Source organism: Natronorubrum daqingense, from assembly GCF_001971705.1.
GTDB classification, from domain to species: Archaea; Halobacteriota; Halobacteria; order Halobacteriales; family Natrialbaceae; genus Natronorubrum; species Natronorubrum daqingense.
The window spans coordinates 2,493,297-2,509,676 of record NZ_CP019327.1 but is presented as its reverse complement, the minus strand read 5'-3'; the positions used below and the strand labels follow the sequence as shown (position 1 = coordinate 2,509,676).

General features: G+C 60.7%; 11 protein-coding genes and 2 tRNA genes. 7 read left to right on the top strand and 6 right to left on the bottom strand.

Annotated features, from left to right (window positions below):
• Positions 1–52 precede the first annotated feature (52 nt).
• Genes BB347_RS12170 through BB347_RS12145 form a run of 6 tightly spaced genes read right to left on the bottom strand, consistent with a single transcriptional unit; the run spans position 53 to position 8,220 of the window.
• Positions 53–472 (bottom strand): NusA-like transcription termination signal-binding factor, encoded by a 420-nt coding sequence (locus tag BB347_RS12170; RefSeq protein WP_076583667.1) that lies wholly within the window; start codon positions 470–472, stop codon positions 53–55.
• Positions 472–1,662, bottom strand: a complete 1,191-nt coding sequence (rpoA2, locus tag BB347_RS12165; RefSeq protein ID WP_076583665.1) for a DNA-directed RNA polymerase subunit A'' — start codon at positions 1,660–1,662, stop codon at positions 472–474. Before rpoA2 ends, BB347_RS12170 begins: the two co-directional genes overlap by 1 nt.
• The gene (locus BB347_RS12160; RefSeq protein WP_076583663.1) at positions 1,655–4,579 is read right to left on the bottom strand and encodes a DNA-directed RNA polymerase subunit A'; all 2,925 of its coding nucleotides are present in this window, start codon (positions 4,577–4,579) and stop codon (positions 1,655–1,657) included. The genes rpoA2 and BB347_RS12160 overlap by 8 nt, the downstream gene beginning before the upstream one ends.
• A 3-nt stretch (positions 4,580–4,582) precedes the next feature.
• Complete coding sequence (rpoB, locus tag BB347_RS12155; RefSeq protein ID WP_076583661.1) at positions 4,583–6,412, bottom strand: DNA-directed RNA polymerase subunit B; 1,830 nt, start codon at positions 6,410–6,412, stop codon at positions 4,583–4,585.
• A gap of 6 nt (positions 6,413–6,418) precedes the next feature.
• Positions 6,419–7,993 (bottom strand): DNA-directed RNA polymerase subunit B'', encoded by a 1,575-nt coding sequence (locus tag BB347_RS12150; protein ID WP_076583659.1) that lies wholly within the window; start codon positions 7,991–7,993, stop codon positions 6,419–6,421.
• Positions 7,993–8,220 carry a DNA-directed RNA polymerase subunit H gene (locus BB347_RS12145; protein ID WP_076583657.1) on the bottom strand — a complete coding sequence of 76 codons (228 nt, stop codon included), beginning with the start codon at positions 8,218–8,220 and terminating at the stop codon, positions 7,993–7,995. Before BB347_RS12145 ends, BB347_RS12150 begins: the two co-directional genes overlap by 1 nt.
• A gap of 310 nt (positions 8,221–8,530) precedes the next feature.
• Between BB347_RS12145 and BB347_RS12140 the strand changes: the two genes are divergently transcribed.
• The 7 genes from BB347_RS12140 (at position 8,531) to BB347_RS12110 (ending at position 16,337) form a co-directional block, all read left to right on the top strand.
• A tRNA-Asp gene (locus BB347_RS12140) sits at positions 8,531–8,603 on the top strand.
• A 434-nt stretch (positions 8,604–9,037) separates the two neighbouring features.
• Positions 9,038–9,110, top strand: a tRNA-Asp gene (locus BB347_RS12135).
• 400 nt (positions 9,111–9,510) lie between these two features.
• Positions 9,511–10,071 (top strand): group I intron-associated PD-(D/E)XK endonuclease, encoded by a 561-nt coding sequence (locus tag BB347_RS19350; protein ID WP_236995949.1) that lies wholly within the window; start codon positions 9,511–9,513, stop codon positions 10,069–10,071.
• Positions 10,072–10,151: 80 nt separating this feature from the next.
• Entirely contained in the window at positions 10,152–12,257 is a 2,106-nt protein-coding gene (locus BB347_RS12125; protein WP_076584375.1) for a bacterio-opsin activator domain-containing protein, read from the top strand.
• 259 nt (positions 12,258–12,516) lie between these two features.
• Complete coding sequence (locus BB347_RS12120) at positions 12,517–13,398, top strand: VOC family protein (RefSeq protein WP_076584372.1); 882 nt, start codon at positions 12,517–12,519, stop codon at positions 13,396–13,398.
• 40 nt (positions 13,399–13,438) lie between these two features.
• Positions 13,439–14,065 carry a pyridoxal 5'-phosphate synthase glutaminase subunit PdxT gene (gene pdxT, locus BB347_RS12115; protein ID WP_076584370.1) on the top strand — a complete coding sequence of 209 codons (627 nt, stop codon included), beginning with the start codon at positions 13,439–13,441 and terminating at the stop codon, positions 14,063–14,065.
• Positions 14,066–14,330: 265 nt separating this feature from the next.
• The gene (locus BB347_RS12110) at positions 14,331–16,337 is read left to right on the top strand and encodes a TRAP transporter large permease subunit (protein WP_076584368.1); all 2,007 of its coding nucleotides are present in this window, start codon (positions 14,331–14,333) and stop codon (positions 16,335–16,337) included.
• Positions 16,338–16,380: the final 43 nt, after the last annotated feature.

Genomic DNA, 16,380 nt, shown 5'->3' with positions numbered 1-16,380 from the left:
CGCCTCTCGAGGCAAAGTACGGTTCAAAACAAAAGGACGTGCGCAGACCGACTCAGATCAACTGCACGTCGTCGAACCCGAAGTGGCGATCCGCGAGGGTACGCGCCCGCTCGATCGTCTCGCCGCCCGAACCGATCGCGACGCCGCGGTCTTCGTCCGCGACCTCGACGTAGGCGACGAGATCGTCGTTTTCGCTGACGGTTACGTTGTACACCGCGGCGGGCGCGAGCGCGTTCGCGACGAACGTTTCGGGATCGTCCGCGCCTTCGACGAGCCGAACCGATTTGTCGACTCGATCCTCGAACTGCGTAACGTTCTGGCCGCCCGGACCGATCGCCTCACCCATCTCGCCGCTGTTTACGACGATTAGTAGCGTCTCATCGTCGACGAGACAATCCCGTCCCGTCGTCTCCGTCACGTCTTCGAAGGCCGCGAGGTACCGGCGTGCCTCGTCCTCGAGGGTGACGCCCATCAGTCGGCTTGACTACTCGGCCCGGTCGATCCCATCCGCAGGTCGACGTCCCCGGTTCCGAGTTTGATCGGTTTGCCGACGATGACGTTCTCGGTAACGCCGTCAAGTTCGTCGATCTCGCCGTGGATCGCCGCGTTCAGGAGGTGGTTGACCGTGACCTCGAATGCCGCACGTGCGAGGACGGAGTCTTTCGATCCGGAAATGCCGTGGCGACCGATCGACTCGATCGTCCCCTCGTTGGTCATCATGTCGGCGACGAGCATCAGGTGGCGAACGTTCACGTCGTCGAGACCCTGCTCGGCCAGCGTGTTGTTCGTCTCCTCGATGATCGCTTCGCGGGCGGCCTCGATACCCAGATTTCGGTGGATCTCGTGGATGTTGTTACACGTCGTTCTCGAGGCGTCGACACCCTCGATTTCGAGAGCGTCACCGAAGGCCGATCCTTCCGTATAGAGGACGAACTCCTCGCCGTCCTCGAGTTCTTCGCGACGGATCACGACGCGGGAAATCTCTTCGATTCCCTTGAACGTGATGTCGCGCAGTTCTTCGACTAACTGCAGGAGGTCTCGGTACGACGGTTCTTCCGGACCGAACTGAATCTCGGTCCCCTGCTGAACCGTGCTCACGTCGAGGTTGTCCTCGATGATCTCGGCAACCTCGTCGGGCGTGATCATGCGCTCTTCTAGCGTGTCCTCGTTGAGCGAGATCTGAACCCGCATGTCGGCGACGTTCGTCGAGACGTCACCGAGTGCGAGGATCTTCGTCGCCTCGAGTTTCCAGACGACTTCGTGGGCGTTCTCGCGTTCGGTTGCGTACTCGTCTTCCAGATAGACCGTCATCATCGGCGTATCCGGAGTCTTCCGCGCGTCGACGAGTTCGATGAGGCGTGGAAGCCCCTGGGTAACGTCGATCTCCGCGACACCGGCGTAGTGGAACGTGTTCATCGTCAGCTGCGTTCCGGGTTCGCCGATCGACTGTGCCGAGACGGTTCCGACGGGATCGAGTGGGTCGACGCGCGTATCGACGTAGCGCGTTTCGACGGCTTTCGCGAGTTCGTCGGCGTCTTCGACCGTTGCGTCGTCTCGCGATTCGATCGTCTCGTAGACCTCGTCTTTGAGTCGTCGCGGAAGGTCGGCGTCCTCGACGACGGCGATCGTGTCGTCGCTCACGTCGTAGTCGACCTCAGTCATCGGAGGTCACCTCCGTTCCCTCGAGGCGATCATCCGCGTGCTCCGAGAGGTTCGTCAGTTGTGGCTTCGTACCGAGGAAGTCGTCTCGATCGGCCTCGGAGTCGAACTCCGAATCGAGCACGCGAGTCGCGATGTCGTCGACATCGATGGTGTTGTCCGTTCCAGAGGAGACGCGAACCGGCGAGGTGCCGTCCTCACCAAACTCGAATTGGACGATGGTGTCCGAGGTGTCTCGGACCGTCCCGTCGTATTGAGTCTCGAGTTCGGAGAGGGCGTTGATCAGCCGACGCTGGAGGTAGCCGGACTTCGAGGTTCGGACTGCCGTGTCGACCAGGCCCTCGCGGCCACCCATCGCGTGGAAGAAGAACTCCCGGGGCGTCAGGCCGCTGGTGTAGGAGTTCTCGACGAATCCGTGTGCCTCCGCGGAAAGGTCGTTTGGCTCGTAGTGGCTCAGGGTCCGATCCTCGTAGCCGCGGTTGATTCGCTCCCCGCGAACTGCCTGCTGACCGACTGCGCCGGCCATCTGCGTCAGGTTGAGCATCGACCCACGCGCACCGGAGTTCGCCATAACGACCGCCGGGTTGTCGTCCTGGAAGTGCTCGTCGGCGATGTTCCCCGCATTGTCACGCGCACGCGAGAGCGTCTGCATGATCTTCATCTCGAGGGTCTCGTCGATCGTTCGACCGGGGAGACTCTCGAGGTCGTTGTTCTCGTAGGCATCGATGAGTTCCTCGACGCGGTCGTTCGCGTCCTCGATCGTCTCGTCGATTCGAGACTGTGCTTCCTCCGGGATGGTCTCGTCGTCGATCCCGATCGAGAACCCGAAGTGCATGATCGCACGCATTGCGAGCGTCGAAATCTCGTTGATGAAGATCCGCGAGCGGGTGTTGCCGTACTCTTTCGTGATCGTGTCGACAATTTCGCCGCCGAACTCGCCGACTTCGTCCTCGGCGATCGTTCCCTCGAGCAACTGCCCGTCTTCGACGACGACCTGATCGCCGACAGTGCCGGTGAACTCGAGGTCGAGATCGTCGGGCAAGAGTTCGGAGAAGACGTCGTGGCCGGTCCAGAACGGTTCGTCTTCGTCGTCGATTCCGCTCGGCTCCGGCAGTTCGTCGATTCGGGTCGCCCGAAGCAAGTCGAGTGCCTGTGTCTCGTTGAACCGCGGGTTGTCGTGCGTGAGCAGGTACGTTCCGGAGATGTGGTCCTGAATTGCACCGATGATGTTCTCACCGAAGCGTGGGCTCAGGATCTGTTCTTGCACGCGCATGAGGACGCGCGCTTCGGCGCGGGCCTCCTCGTTCTGCAGGGCGTGCATGTTCATCTCGTCCCCGTCGAAGTCGGCGTTGTACGGCGGACAGACGACGGTGTTGAGTCGGAACGTCTTGTACGGCATAACCACGACCTCGTGGGCCATGATCGACATCCGGTGGAGCGACGGCTGGCGGTTGAAGATGACGATGTCGCCGTCGATGAGGTGTCGGTTGACCTCCCACCCGGCTTCGACCTTCTCTGCGAGTTGCTCGCAGTTCTTCTCGGTCACCTTCAGTCGTCGCCCGTCCGGCCGACGGACGTAATTCGCGCCAGGGTGGCCCTCGGGACCATTGGAGACGAACCGACGGGCATCCTCGAGATTGCGCTCGGTGACGTTCATCGTCTGGGTCATCTCCTTCGCGACGCGGTCTGGAACCCCGACTTCGTTCAGCGAGAGGGTCGGGTCCGGCGAGATGACGGTACGAGCCGAGAAGTTGACACGCTTTCCGGACAGGGAGCCACGGAAGCGACCTTCCTTGCCCTTCAGACGCTGGGAGAGCGTCTTGAGCGGGCGTCCGGAGCGGTGTCGTGCCGGCGGCGTTCCCGAAATCTCGTTGTCCATGAACGTGGTGACGTGGTACTGCAGGAGTTCCCAGAGGTCCTCGATGATCAGCTGTGGTGCTCCTGCCTCACGGTTCTCCATGAACCGCTGGTTGATTCGGATAATGTCGACCAGCTTGTGGGTGAGGTCGTCCTCGGATCGCTGGCCGTTGTCGAGCGTGATCGACGGCCGTGCGGTAACCGGCGGAACTGGGAGGACCGTCAGGATCATCCACTCCGGCCGGGAACGATCGGCGTCGATGCCGAGTACCTGAATATCCTCGTCCGGAATCGCTTCGAACCAATCCCGGATGTCACTCGGCATCAGTTTGTTCGTGTCCTCTTCCGTGAGGTCGATGTCGAGTGCCTTCTCGATTGCCTTTCGCTGGCTCTCGCGTGGACGGAACGATCCCGAGAGAATCTCGTTGACCCGCGTGAGTTCGATCTCTGTCTTCTCGGCAAGTTCGTCCGGCGTCGTTCGCTCGATGCCTTCCTCCTCGTCGCCCTGCATCGCACCAGCGATGCGCTGGGAGTACTCGCTCGTCAGAACCTGTTGGACCTCGTAGTAGGTCGTTGGCTTCTCGTGGTCGATATCGTACTGGACCTCGCCACAGAACGGACAGCGATCTTTCTTTCGAGCCTGTCGGATCGCGGCTTTGGTGACGTCGTTGAGGTCACGACCGAGCTTTCGAGACTCCGTGATGTCCGCTCGGAACTCCTCTCGTTCGTCCTCGGTGAGCAGGAGCTTCGAACACTCTCGGCAAGTCCCTCGCAGGAGTCGTCGAATGAGCTTCGTAAAGCCGACGTGGATGACCGGCGCGGCCAGTTCGATGTGGCCGAAGTGGCCGTTACAGGAACCGGAGTGTTTCCCGCAGGTCTTACACTCGAGGCCGGGATCGATCACGCCGAGACGCGGGTCCATCAACCCCATGTCGATGGGGAACCCGTCGTCGTCGTAGGTGTCGGCGGTGATGATCTTCGTCGCGCTCATCTCCCGGTACTCCTCGGGCTCCATCAGCCCGAAGTTGATCGATCCGATATCTTTTGGTGTGCTGTGTTGCATTGTTTAAACGGCGTCTGCCAGTTCCAGTCGTGGCGCGATACCCAGTGCCTTCATCTCGTCTAAGAGAAGCTTGAACGCGTAGCTCATCTCGATCTCGTGGATGTCGGTCTCCTCGTCGCAGTTCGGACAGTAAACACGTCGTTGTTCGACGTTCTCGACCGCGCTCATCCCACACTGGCCACAGACGTTGATGAACTCGCGGTCGGATTCGTCGAGCAGTCGTTCCTTGAGCGTCATCGCGGCACCGTGACCGATGAAGACGTCCCGTTCCATCTCACCGATACGGAGTCCACCTTCGCGGGCGCGACCCTCCGTTGGCTGGCGAGTGAGAACTTGCACGGGACCGCGCGAACGGGCGTGCAGTTTGTTCGAGACCATGTGGTAGAGTTTCTGGTAGAAGATGATCCCGACGAAGATTTCGGCTTCAATCTTCTCTCCCGTCACGCCGGAGTACATCGTCTCCTTCCCCGCGGAGTTGAAGCCGTTCTCCTCGAGTCCATCGCGGAGTTCGTCCTCGTCCTCGCCGAGGAACGGCGTCCCGTCGACACGGCGGCCTTCCATCGCACCGAGTTTCCCGCCGATCATCTCGAGGATGTGCCCGACAGTCATCCGCGATGGCAACGCGTGTGGATTGAGGACGAGGTCGGGAACGACTCCCTCCTCGGTAAACGGCATGTCCTCCTGTGGCGCGAGGTGGCCGACGACGCCCTTCTGTCCGTGACGGGACGCGAACTTGTCCCCGAGTTCGGGGATTCGCTCGTCGCGCACGGAGACCTTCGAGAGCTTCGAGCCGTCCTCGCCTTCCATCAAGGTGACCGTGTCGACGACGCCGCTCTCTCCCGAGCGCATCGTGACACTGGTCTCCCGACGCTTCTGTGGCGAGAGGCCGCCCATGTCGTCGGGCTCTTCCAGGAATCGCGGCGGAGAGGTCTTGCCGAGTAGCACGGAGTTCTCGTCGACGGTCGTTTCCGGATTCACGAGGCCGTCCTCGTCCAAGTGGGCGTAGGCTTCCTCACCGCGTGCGCCACGGACGTCCTGGCTCGGGATTTCGAAGCGATCCTCCTGCCCACCAGGGTAGCGTCGTTCCTCGCCCTCGTAGGTCCGGAAGAAGTGCGAACGCGCGAGTGCACGCTCGACGCTGGCTTTGTTCATGACCAGCGCGTCCTCGATGTTGAACCCCTCGTAGCTCATCACGGCGACGACGAAGTTCTGGGCGGCGGGCCGGTCGTCGAACCCGATCTGTTCGGTCGTCTGCGTCTTGACCATCGAAAGCTGCGGATAGTGCAGCAAGTGCTGGCGCGTGTCCGGGCGAATTCGGTAGTTCGCACTCGGTAGTCCCAGCGACTGTTTGACCATCCCCGCCCCCATCGTAATACGCGGGGAGGCGTTGTGTTCTGGGTACGGAATCATCCCCGCACCGATCCCGAAGATGAGTTGCGGATCGATCTCGAGGTGCGTGTGTTTCTCGGTCAGATCGTCTTCGCTGACGGCGACGTAGATGTCCTCTTCTTCCTCGGCGTCGATGAACTCGATGTAGCCGTGCTCGACTAAGTCCTCGAACTCGAGGTCGTCGTCCTGAAGTGCCTCGATCTCCTGTTGGGAGATCCGTGGCTCGCCGTCTTCGACGACCAGCAGTGGTCGGCGTGCTCGGCCGGCGTCTGCGTTGACGATCACTTCACGCGTCCGCTCTTTCACGGAGACGTTGACCATCTCGCTGACGTCACCGATGCGTCGTGATTCGCGAATCTGTTCGGCCAGTTCGTGTGGATCTGGGTGGGTCCCCACCAGCGATCCGTTGACGTAGACTTTCGCTTCTCGCTCTTGGCTGCTCATAGTTGATTAGTCGTCTGCGGTCGATCGCTCGATGCCCTCGAGGCCCGGAATGCCCTCGACGCCCATCGATGCCAGTTCTCGTTTGAGTTCCTGTTCGTCCTCGACGTTCTGGGAGAGTTCCATCGCCTGCGCGAAGTTCTTCACCAGCCCACAGTTCGGTCCCTCAGGCGTCTCGGAGGGACAGATTCGACCCCACTGAGTCGCGTGTAAGTCCCGCGCCTCGAAGTGTGGCTGTGAACGGGACAGCGGCGATCGCAGACGGCGAAGGTGACTGAGCACGCCCATGAAGTCCGTTCGATCGACCAGCTGAGACACGCCGGATCGGCCGCCGACCCAGTTGCCCGTCGCGATCGGGTGCTCGAGGCGCTCCGTGAGCACGTCCGAGCGAACCACCGTCGAAACGGAGAGGTTCCGGTTTCGCATGTTCGCTCGCTCGAGTTGGTACTTCACGTCCCGTGCGAGTTTGTTCAGCGCCGTCCGGAACAGATCCTTCATCAGGTCGCCACTGACCTTCAGTCGCTTGTTCGCGTAGTGGTCTTTGTCGTCCGAATCGCGACGGCCCAAGGCGAGTTCGAAACAGGCTTCGGCCATCCGACAGAGATAGTGCGCTTTGTTGATCCGAACGTCTTCTTCCTCGACGCCGTCCTCGTGGAGGTGCGGCAGAAGGTACCGATCGATGACGTAGTTCGCACGTTTGAGCTGGTAGTTCTTCCCCTGGCCGGAGGCGACGCGTTTACCGAGTTCCTCGATCGCTTCTTCTTCGGTCTGAACCTCCGCTTCCTCGAGGTTCTCGAGCATGTACTTGACGACCTCGGGGTCGTTCGAGACCTTGTGGACGATCTCTTCGTCGCTCTCGAGTCCGAGAGCACGAACGAGCGTGACGAAGTTGATCGAACCCGAGACGGACGGGAACGAGACCTCGAGCAGCCCGTCTCGCGTTCGTTCACAGAGCACGAGGGCTCGATAGCCACGGCGCTGGGAGAAGGTCTTGGCGACCTGAATCTCGTCGCCGTACTTCGTATCGTACTCTGCGAGGATCTTGTTCGGCGCGAGGTCCTCGCTCGTCATCAGCACGCGCTCGGAGCCGTTGACGATGAAGTAGCCACCCGGATCAGCGGGGTCTTCGCCGATCTCGATCAGTTCCTCGTCGGAGAAACCGGCGATGTTACACTTATCGGAGCCGACCATGATCGGCATCCGACCGATCTTCGTCTCCGTGGAGTCGACGACCCGCTCGTCACCTTCCTCGCCCTTGACGATCGACATCTCCATGAAGACCGGCGCGGAGTACGTGATGTTGCGGAGTCTGGCCTCTTGCGGGTAGAGCAACTCTTCGGAGCCGTCTGCTTCCCGAACTCGAGGCGTGACGACGCGAACGTCGCCGAGTTTGACGTGAACCGGTTCTTCGCCCTCTTTATCGCCAATGTCCGTATCGATCGTCTCCTTCTCGTCGACCACCCGTTGCATCCCCCGGTTGAGGAAGGAGTTGAACGAACGGTAGTGGTGTTCTGCGAGTCGTTCCTTCGAGAAGTATTCGCGTGAAATGTCGCGTCGTTTTGATCTGTTCAGTTCAGTTGCCATTATTCCACCACAAGTCGATATACGACTGCCTGGTCAGTTGTCCGTGAGTCCCGAACGATTTTGATGACGTCTCCGACCTCCGCTTCGTCCGGTAAGGCTGAATCGGTGCGTTTGATTTTCGGTAAGTCTGTACGGTCGATGTCGTACTCGGTCAGGACACCCTCGAGGACGTCCTCATCGAGCACAGTGTGCTCCGGTACGAGTTCGTGTTGGCTTACGTCTACCATGTGTTGAGGTTGATGTGCATGTGGGCTATCGGGAGAGAAACGGCTGTCACGGGATACTACAGGAAGATACCGGCGGGACGCATTTAACGGTTTCTAACTCGAGCGGAAGCAGTAGCTAGCCGACCGGGCAACCCTGATCGAAGGTGCCGATCACATCTGCTACTATCCCAGTATCAGTTAAATTCCTTGTGGAGCATGTGTGACGGTGACAAAGTTCGTCGATGTGCCGGCGTCGTGTCCCGATTCCCCGTACCATACGCCACACGATTGGAAAGCCTTAATACCGTCACCGGGAAACGATGTGTTGTAAGCCCGGATGGTGTAGTGGCCCATCATACAACCCTGTCACGGTTGTGACGCGGGTTCAAATCCCGCTCCGGGCGCTTCTTCGATTTCAACTCTCGAGTGAGGAGCGTAGCGACGAGCGAGGACTGAAATCGAGAGAAACTCAATAGAGATTTGAACGACGGAACGAGCGAACGAAGTGAGCGACGTTCAGGGGGTTCAAATCCCGCCCCAGGCGTCTTCTTCCGCGAACAATTCCATCGAGCACCGCGTAGCGTGTGCTCGTCATCCGTGAGCGGAATAGACGACACGAAGCGGAATTTGAATCGGGAGTAGAGCGAAACGACCGTGGTTCAAATCCCGCACCGGGTGCTTTCTATCGACGTCGATTCGCGAGTGAACCACGGCTCGAAAAGCGGTTTCCATACTCACTTCCGTAATAGAAAATTCCGTCAAGACAGTGAGGGAAGTGAGTCAGCCAATCTCCAGAGCACAACCCTTAAGAGTGTCACCGGGAAACGATGTGTTGTAAGCCCGGATGGTGTAGTGGCCCATCATACAACCCTGTCACGGTTGTGACGCGGGTTCAAATCCCGCTCCGGGCGTCTTCTTTCGCGAACAACTCCGACGAGCACCGCGGAGCGTGTGCTCGCTCTTCGTGAGCGGGAAAGACGAAAAGAGGGATTTGAACCCTGCCAGTCGCGCACAGCGACCAGCGGGAGCGAGCACGTCTGGCTTCGGTTCAAATCCCGCTCCGGGCGTTCTCTTGATTTCAACTCTCGAGTGAGGAGCGTAGCGACGAGCGAGGACTGAAATCGAGAGAAACTCAATAGAGATTTGAACGACGGAACGAGCGAACGAAGTGAGCGACGTTCAGGGGGTTCAAATCCCACTCCGGCCGTTTTTACAAACGAACACGACGAGTAAAGCGAGTCGCTTGTCTGTGAAAACCCTCGATAGGGATTTGAATCAAGGAGTGAAGCGAACACAGCCAGCGAAACGACCGTGGTTCAAACCCCGCTCCGGGAGCTTTTTGATCGGCTAACAGCTGTCAAAAGGCGAAAGTGTTCTCGAATCCGCATATTTTTATCGGAAAGTAAAGGCAATCACGGTATATCTAATTCGAAGGACGTTGGAGATCGGACTGAGTCGAAAGTACTTGCGACACTGATCGAGTATGGGTACAACGTTTCAATTCCATTTGGAGACAACGACAAGTACGATTTCGTCGTCGGTGATAGCGGGGATCTCTACCGAATTCAGTGCAAGACAGCGTGGAAGAACAAGGCCGAAACGATACGTTTCAATACGCACTCACAAACGACGAAAGATGGAGAGTACTACGAGCACACGTATGGTGATGCAATCGATGCGTTCGTCGTGTACTACCCCGCGACTGACACACTGTACTGGGTCAACGAGGTGGATGCAACGACCCAAAAGATGGAGTTACGATTCGATTCACGTATCGATCATCCATCGATAAATTGGGCAGACTCCTACGAATTCGACGGAACGATTCCTGAAAACTGTCGCCCCAAACACAGCCACGATCGGACCGGATAACCTTCAAGAGCTACTTATTTAGTACTCAATCGAGTGTTCGCAATCAGAGACTGTCCCCACGGCAGACCGAATCGAAATCAATGACGCAACCGATCACCGTCCTCGTAGTCGATAACGAACCCGGATTTGCCGAACTCGCCGGTGAAATGCTCGAGCGCGAGCGAGACGCGATCGTGACAAAAACGGCGACGGGCGCCTGTGAGGCGCTCGAGTGTCTCGACGAGCAGCCGATCGATTGTATCGTGAGCGACTACGAGATGCCGACGCTGACGGGCCTCGAATTGCTCGATCGCGTTCGTGAAAGTGATCCCGAACTACCGTTTATTCTGTTTACGGGTCGAGGATCGGAGACGGTGGCGAGCGAGGCGATTGCGGCGGGAGTGACCCAGTATTTACAGAAAGATTCCGGATCGGATCAGTACGCGCTGCTCGCGAATCAGATTACGAACGCCGTCTCGCAGTATCGAACTGAGACGGCGTTACACGAAAGTAAACGGCGCTACCAGCGGACGGTGACGGCGTTACACGAGGCGACCCGGGACCTCATGCGAGCGGGGACGAAAGCCGAGATCTACGAGGTTGCCGTCGAAACTGCGAGTGACATTTTAGACGTCTCGGTCGCTGCAGCGTACGCGTTCGATCCAGGTGAAGGACGACTCGAGCCGGCAGCGGCGTCTGCCAAATCGGACGGAATCATCGATCCGGACGAATCCATCACGCGCGAAGATGGGAACCTCTGGTCCGTCTTTTCAGAGGGGGAAAGTGCCTACTACGAGCAGGTGAGTCAAAATTCGGGGGCGCTGAATGCGACGCCACCGAATCGAAGTGAGTTACTCGTGCCACTCGGAACGCACGGCGTGTTGATTGCGGGAACGAAACGTATCGACGGGTTCGACGAGACGATGCAGGAGCTGTTTCACACGTTGGCAGCGAACACCGAGGCGGCCCTCGACCGTGCCGAACGAGAACAGCTCCTTCGAGAGCACGATCGGACGCTCACGCGCCAGAACGAGGAGTTGACACGGCTCAATCACACGAACGAGATCGTCAGGGAGATTACCCACGGTGTGACACAGGCGTCGACGCGCTCGGAAATCGAGACGACGGTCTGTGATCGGTTAGCCGACACCGACCGCTACTGTTTCGCCTGGATCGCCGACGGCGACGATCCGGTGGAACCGACCGCCTGGGCTGGCGTCGATACGGCGTTTATCGATCGAGTTCGTGACGACGGTGATCGAACGCCGGAGTTCGAACTGATCGATGAGACCCTCGAGGACGGAGACGTACGCGTCGTCAGAAACGTCCTCGAGGAAGACGGGTGGAGCCAGCGACGAAAGGAAGCCCTGACGTACGGCTATCAGACGGTCCTGGCGGTACCACTTACCGATATGGACCGCCACTACGGGGTCTTGCTCGTCCACGTTAGGGGTGCGGACTCGGTTGGGGAGCGCGAACGGGACGTCCTCGGTGAACTCGGCGAGACGATCGGACACGCAATTCGGTCGGTCGAGCGCACGCACGCGATGGTAACCGACAACCGACTCGAGATCGAGGTCGCGTGTCACGACTCTCGGTTGCTGCTCAATCGCGTTGCAAAGCGAGTGAACGGGGCGATTACGGTCGAAGGCGTCATCAGCCGAGAGAGCGATTCGTACGTCGTCTTCGTCAGTGCACCGACGTCCACGCTCCCATCAGTAGCGCAATGGGCATCCATCGAGACGGTGTCGGTCGTCTCGGAGGGGGACGAACAGACGTTGTTCGAACTCACGGTTACGTCGTCACCGATTTTGAACGTACTACGAACGTACGACGTGCACGTACAGCGAGCGACGGCGGCGGATGGAACGACGACGCTCGCCCTCGAGGTGCCCCAACAGGTCCAGACCAGATCACTCGTCGAGGCGATTCAGGACCACTACGCCGACGTCGAACTCGAGGCGCGACGGGAGACGACGACACGGTCGGTCCGACAGCTCGAGACGCACCTCGAGGAGCGATTGACGACGAAGCAGTTCGAAGCCCTGCAAGCGGCCCACTACAGCGGCTTTTTCGAGTGGCCACGTGACAGCACTGGTGAGGATCTTGCGGCGGCACTCGATATTTCCTCACCGACGTATCAGTACCACTTGCGAGCGGCCGAGCGAAAGCTCGTTTCCCTCGTGTTCGACGGCGTTTCTAGATAATTAGTATCTGGTTCAAGAGATAACGACATAATTAGCAAGTATACTTACGCTGCATCGAATCGTACCCACAGATGGCGATCTGCGATAGTCTATCGCCACCCCCAATCCCCCCACCCCAACTTTCCCTTTCACAATATCCTCGAGTGGCGACGCCCGACGCACTTCCAGTCGTACGCAAAACACAACGTTTCGACGAACACCGCAGACCGAGAGGAAACACCGTTCGACAGTATATAGGCGAGGAGCACGTATTCGGCGTATGACCAGTCCCGACCTGCAACGGCCGGCGTCGACGCGACTCGGTCGATGCGCACTGACCGTCAGCGACGAGTCGGCGGTCACCGAGTTTTACCGAAAGGTGATCGGTCTCGAGGTCGTGAACCGAGACCCGGCGGTGCTCGGCGTCGATGGGACGCCACTGCTCGAGATAGACGCCGATCCGGACGCCAGCCCTCGAGACGAGGCGTCGGCCGGATTGTTCCACGTGGCGATTCGCGTTCCCAGCGACGCAGCGGTAGCGACTGTGCTCGCTCGAATCAGCGAGCGCTGGACGCTCAGCGGGGCGTCGGATCACGGCGTCAGCAAGGCACTCTACTGCCGAGATCCGGAGGGAAACGGCGTCGAGGTGTACGTCGACCGTCCCGAGTCGGAGTGGCCCCGCGACGACGACGGCAGTCTACAGATCGGCTCGTGGCCGCTGGATCTCGAGGAACTAGAAGAAGCGACGAGGCCCACGGCGGAGGTGGACGGCCCGAGCGCAGCGCCAGCGGAGACGGTGCCACCTGACACGACCATCGGACACGTCCACCTCGAGGTTTCCTCGCTCGAGGAGTCACGGGCGTTCTACGCGGACACCCTGGGATTCGACGTGATGGATACGGCACCGTCTGCGGTCTTTTTGGCGGCGGGCGGCTACCACCACCACCTCGGGATCAACACCTGGAATCGGCGTTCGAAAACGAGATCGCCAGACGAACGGGGATTGGCGTGGTTCGAACTCCTCGTGTCCTCGAGTGACGCACTCGAGGAAATTCGAACGCGACTCGAGGCCGACGGACACGCTATCGACGACCGAGACGACGGAATCGCCGTCAGCGACCCCGATGGCACGACAGTTCGATTCGCGGTCGAGTCGAAATAGGGACGCGGCCTTTTTGATACCCCTCCGCCTATCCGCGGTCATGTCACTGACCGCTGGCGTCGTCGCCGTTCAGGGCGACGTCGAAGAGCACGCGACGGCTATCGAACGCGCAGTGAGCGCCCACGGACGCGAGGTCACCGTCCACGAAATCCGTGAGTCAGGAGTAGTTCCCGAGTGCGACCTGCTCGCCATGCCCGGCGGCGAATCGACGACCATCTCCCGGTTCGTCCACAGCGAGGGTATCGCACCGGAACTCCGCGATCACGTCGCCGCCAACAAACCGCTGTTCGTGACGTGTGCCGGATTGATCGTCGCCTCGAGCGACGCGAACGACGACCGGGTCGAGGAACTCGGCCTCGTCGACGTAACCATCGAACGAAACGCCTTCGGTCGCCAAAAAGACAGCTTCGAAGCGCCACTCGCGGTCGACGGGTTGGCCGACGACGAACCGTATCCGGCAGTGTTCATCCGCGCACCCGCAATCGACGACGTCGGCGAGACCGTCGAGGTGCTGGCGTCGTGGGACGGACGACCGGTCGCCGTTCGAGACGGCCCCGTCGTCGCCACCGCGTTCCACCCCGAACTGACGCCGGACAGTCGCATTCACGAACTGGCGTTTTTCGAGAACGAAGACGCGAGCGTGCCCACGTTGACGGAGTCGACCTAAGCCGGTCGAACTTTTTCTCTGCGCAGACCATCCGTTCGTCAGCCTCGAGCGGTGGCGACGGATTGGCCGCCATGTATGGTAAGATGAATGGCCGCCAAATTGGATACTGAAATTACCGACATAACTTACAGAACGCTTATTATAGCTCGCAGTACATGACAACTATGAGGACAGGTCGACGTTCCGGAACGAACTGGCGGACCGGGATCCGTTCGAGTGTTCCGATTCGGACACGGCACACGCCGGGTGCGAAGGAGGGGCGGCCGTGACGGGTTCGAGCGGTGCCGAGTACCAGCGACCGGCACGACGGAACGATCCGCGTTCGCTCGGAACAACGGTGGTTACCGCCGCAGCCGTCTGCTTTTGGGCGGCAATGCTGTACGCGTTACATCCGGAACTGGTCCCGCTCGGCCAAGAGTCGGTCTCTCGGATGACGGTGGCGACCATCGTTCTCGGCGGCGTCCTCGCCGTCTACGCGCTCGAGTCCTGTCGCCGGGCACTCGCGGCGGACAACCAACTGGAAGCGGCCGCCCTTGGCGTCGCGTTCGGAGCAGTTTTCCTCGGAAGCGGGTACGTCTACCGAAACGGCATCGAACTCGTTGGACGGTCGGAACTGACGCTGGCTGGAACGGCCGCTGCTCTCGCCCTCTTCGTCGTCGTCTGGTACTCCGTCTGGCGAGAAATCGGCGTCGTTCCCGCCGGATTAGTCGGCCTCGCGCTCGCGTACGCCGCGGTGGGCTCGTCGCTTCCCGATCCGATCGGTCACGGCGGACTCGAAGTCGACACGGTGGTGTTGCAGCTGGCGATCGGCAGCGGCGTTCACGGCTCGTTCGTTCAGACGACAGGTCTCGAAATCGCGCTCGTCGTGTTGTACGCGGCACTCGTGGTCACCACTGGTGGGGCCGAGGTGCTTCGGTCGGCTGCGACGTACACCTCTTCCCGGCTCGGGGCTGCCCGAGCGTGGGCACTCGGGTCGGCGCTCCTCGCGTCGGTCAGCGGCTCGTACCTGGCGAACGCTGATCTGTTGCGGTCCCGCTCGGTTCCGGCGTTGAGCGAGCGAGGGCTGCGTGAGCGGACCGCCGCCGGAATTGAAGCGGCCGCGTCGACGGTCGGGCAGGTGTTGCCGCCGACCGTCTTCGTCGCCGGCATTCTCGGCGCGACGCTCGTTCCCGAGCTCACGCTCACGAACGTCGTCGTCGCAGGCCTGTTCCCGGCGGCGATCGCGGTGATCTGCTTTCTCGTCGCGTTGCGATTCGTCATCGACGAAGCAGATCGAGGCGAGGACGGGGCCTCGAGTCAGTCGGGTGAGGGAACGACGGCCCCTCGAAGCCCGGAGCCGACTCACGCGAGGGGTGAACTCGCGATATGTGGCGTTCGATTCGTGCTTCCGATCGTCGCGTTCGTCGGGTTGTACTACGGCGATATCGCCGTCACGGTGTCTCAGGCGATGGTGTGGGCGATCCTTCTGGCGGTGTTCCTGGGTATCGTCGTCCCCGTCGCCCAGAGCGTCTACAGGCCGCGGGCGACCGAACCGTCGTACCACCGACCGACCACTGCGTTTGGAACGGCGCTCGGAGACACCGCTCGCGGGCTACGCCTGGGTGCGCTCGTGCTTGCACCGGTGGTGATCGTCGTCGCTGCGATCGGCATCGTCACGGAACTTCTCCTCGTTACCGAAGCGACGGGGCTATTCCTGAACGCCAGTACGGCGCTCGAGGCGTGGCCCCTGGCCCTCGTTGTGTTCGCGATGATCGTCGCCGCGCTGGGAACGCCCGGGCTCCCGACGGCCGTGGGTACGGCCTTCGTCGGTTCGCTGGTCGTCGTCGGAGGTGGGCAGGAACCGACGGATCTGTCCCCGTTTTTCGTCACGCTCTACGTGGTCGCGGGGGCCGCACTGCTCCCACCCGTCGCCGTCGCGGCGGCGCGAACCGCTCGAACCGATACAGTCGAGACCTGGGCCGTCTCGTCCGTCGCATTGCGACTGCTCGCGCCGCTGTACGTCCTCCCGTTCGCGTTCGTCTCTCGGCCCGAACTCGTCTCGCCGTCGCCGACGCTCGAAAGCCTCTCCGTCGGGCTGTTGACGCTCGTGGGAGGGCTTGCCGTCGTCTACGCGAGCAACGCGCCGATTCCGTTGTCCCGAGGGACTCGGTGGCTCGCGCGCGGCGTCGTGGGAACGCTCGGCGCGGCGGCGATGGTTGCCCCAACGACGACGCTCCAACTCCTCTTCGCCCCAGCAGCGGTCGTCGCAGTAGCGGTCGTCCGGCGGCGGTAGGTTCTCGCCACGTTCGTCGGGCATGCATTCGCGACCGGACATG